The organism is Streptomyces sp. (assembly GCF_031181705.1).
Lineage (GTDB): Bacteria > Actinomycetota > Actinomycetes > Streptomycetales > Streptomycetaceae > Streptomyces.
In genome coordinates, this window is the sequence record NZ_JAPSKN010000146.1 from 11,077 (window position 1) to 13,968 (window position 2,892).

1 protein-coding gene is annotated in these 2,892 nt (G+C 77.0%); it reads right to left on the reverse strand.

What is annotated here, in order from left to right:
* Window positions 1-2,795: SpoIIE family protein phosphatase (locus RIN80_RS22675; RefSeq protein WP_375141778.1), on the reverse strand; the 2,795-nt coding region annotated here is incomplete at its 3' end.
* Window positions 2,796-2,892: the final 97 nt, after the last annotated feature.

The window sequence follows — 2,892 nt, forward strand, 5'->3', positions numbered from 1 at the left end:
TCGCCGTCGCCACCGCCGCGGCCCCGGCCCCGGGTCCGGCCGCGGGTGCGGCCCAGGCCCCAGCCCCAGCCGCCGGTCCGGTCACGGGGACGGTCCTCGGGCCGGTCCGGCCCGGTCGGCTCCGGGTCCGGTTCCGCCCGCGGCCCGGACCCCGGCCCGGGCTCCGCCTCCGCCTCCGGGCGGGAGACGACGATCTCGCTCCACACCTGCTTGCCGCCACCGACCGGCACCGAACCCCAGGCCGCCGACATGGCCTCGACGAGGAACAGCCCCCGCCCGCCCGTCGACTCCCAGTCGACCACCACCGGCTTGGCCGGCGCGCGCGGCGAGGAGTCGCTCACCGTCACCCGCAGCCGGTCGGCGGCCAGGGTCAGGTCCAGCCGGACCGCGCCCTGCGTGTGCACCAGCGCGTTGGTGACCAGCTCCGACACCACCAGCAGCACGGTGTCGGCCTCCGCCACCACGCCCCACGAGCGCAGCGTGCGCGCGCTGAACCGGCGCGCGTGCATCACCGCGTCCGGCAGCCGCCACACCACCCACCCGGCCCGCACCGGCCTGACCCGCATCCCGTCGTAGCGCAGCAGGAGCAGGGCCACGTCGTCCTCCCGGCGTCCGGCCTCGCCCAGCAACTCGTCGGCCATCCGCCCCGGGTCGGCGGGGTCGGCCGCGGCCAGCGCCTGCCGCACCAGCCGCATCCCCTCGTCCAGGTGCAGGTCGGCCGACTCGACCAGACCGTCCGTCACCAGCGCCAGGACCGAGCCGGGGGCGAGCGCGAGTGCCGTCAGCGGGAACTCCGCGTCGGCCAGGACCCCCAGGGGCAGCCCGCCCTCGACCGCGATCTCCGCGGTGCCACCGTCGGGATCACGCACCAGCGGGGCCAGATGCCCGGCCCGCACGAACAGGGCGTTGCCCTCCTCCATGTCCAGCTCGACGTAGCAGCAGGTGGCGAACAGGTCGGTCTCCATGCCGACGAGCAGCCGGTTGGCGTGCGCGACGACCACGTCCGGCGGATGCCCCTCGACGGCGTAGGCGCGGACCGCGGTACGCATCTGGCCCATGATCGTCGCGGCCCCGGCGCTGTGCCCCTGTACGTCGCCGATGACCAGGGCGACCTTCCCCTCCGACAGGGCGATCACGTCGTACCAGTCGCCCCCCACCTGGAGGCCGCGCCGGGCGGGCAGGTAGCGGGCCACGGCGGTGCCGCCGGGCAGTTGGGGAAGGCGGCGGGGGAGCAGGCTGCGCTGGAGCATCGTCGCGAGTTCCTGCTCGGCGTCGTAGGCGTGCGCGCGTTTCAGGGCCTGCCCCACCAGTCCGGCGGTCGCGGTGAGCAGTGCCCGCTCCTCGGGGGCGAACTCGTGCGGGGCGTCCCAGCCGACCAGGCACACCCCGGCCACGCCGTTCTTCGCGGGCAGCGGCAGTACGGCCAGCCCGCCGGGGCCGATGCCGGCGAGCCCCGGTTCCAGCACGGCGCCCGCGGGCCACAGGCTCATCCGGCCGTCCCGCAGCGCCGCCTGGAGCGTGGGCAGGGCGCTGACCGGCGCGTCGGGCCACTCCGAGCGCCATTCCGAACGCCACAGCTCCGGCCAGGCGCCGGCACCCGGCGGATCGAGCACCGTGACCGCCAGCCGGTCCTCCAGCACCTCGGCGAGCGCCACCCGGTCCGCGCCGAGCGGTTCGCGCAGGGCGGCGACGACCACGCGGCTGACGTCCCGCACCGTCGTCGCGTCGTCGAGCGCGGCCGTCAGCCACTGGATGCGGGCGACGTCGCTGGCGCCCCGGCGCAGCACCGGGGCGGCGGTGACCACGCCCAGCACGCGTCGCGGGGCGCCGTCGGGCTCCTTCAGCACACGGCAGCCCAGACGCAGCCAGCACAGTTCCCCGGTGGGCCGGCGGATGCGGAACTCCAGTTCACGGCGGCCCGGGGTCTGCGCGGACGGCTCGATCACCGACAGCAGCGCGGGAACGTCCTCCGGGACGCTGTACGACAGGAGGGTGTCGGTCTTGCCGTCGAACCCGTCCTCGGGGATGCCGACGAGTTCGAGCAGGGCCTGGTCCGTCTCGACCAGCCCGGTGCCGGGCGCCAGGGCGAAGGATCCGACGCCCATGGCGCGCAGGGCCGAGTCCAGCAGCGGGGTGGGCGCGGACCGGTCGGCCTCGCCCCGCAGCCGCCCGGCGACCGCCTCGGCGTACCGCTCCAGGAACTCCCGCTGCTCGCCCCCGAACCCTTGCCCGGCCTCTCCCACCACGACCAGACAGCCCAGCCACCCGCCCGCCGCCCCCAGCGGCAACGCCCCGAACGGAACGGGGGCGGCCCCGTCCTCTCCCCGGGCGGCGGACCCCACACCGTCGAGCCACACGGCCCGGCCCCGCAGATGGGCCTCGACGACGGCGGCCGTGCGGTCTCGCCCTTCCGCGGTCCCGTCGGCGGGGGCCGGGACGGGGGCGCCCTCGGGCTGTGGCGCGTTCGTGCCGGAAGGGCCCCTCCGGTACCCCTGATCCGGTGCGTTCGCGACGGACCCGCGCGGGCCCCTCCTCGGTCCGACCGCGCCGCTCCCCGGAAGCCGCATCCGGCTCGGCACCCCGTACCGCTCCGGATCGCCCCCGCTCGACTCCGCCACCCGGAGTTCGGACCCGTCCTCGCTCCGCACGTACACCGCCGCCAGCCCCACCCCGGCGAACGCCAGCACCCGCTCCCTCGCGGCGGGCTCCGGCACAGGGCGGGACGGACCGGCGTCCCCGCTCCCCGGCGCCCGAAGGCCGGGAGCCTCGGCCCGGCTCTCGCCGTCGTGAGGCATGTCCGCATCCACCTCCCGTCCATGCCGTGGCCACCGGCAGGTGGGAGTCCCCGGAACTCAGGCGACGACGACGCGGGCACGGGACCGGCGGCGCCGG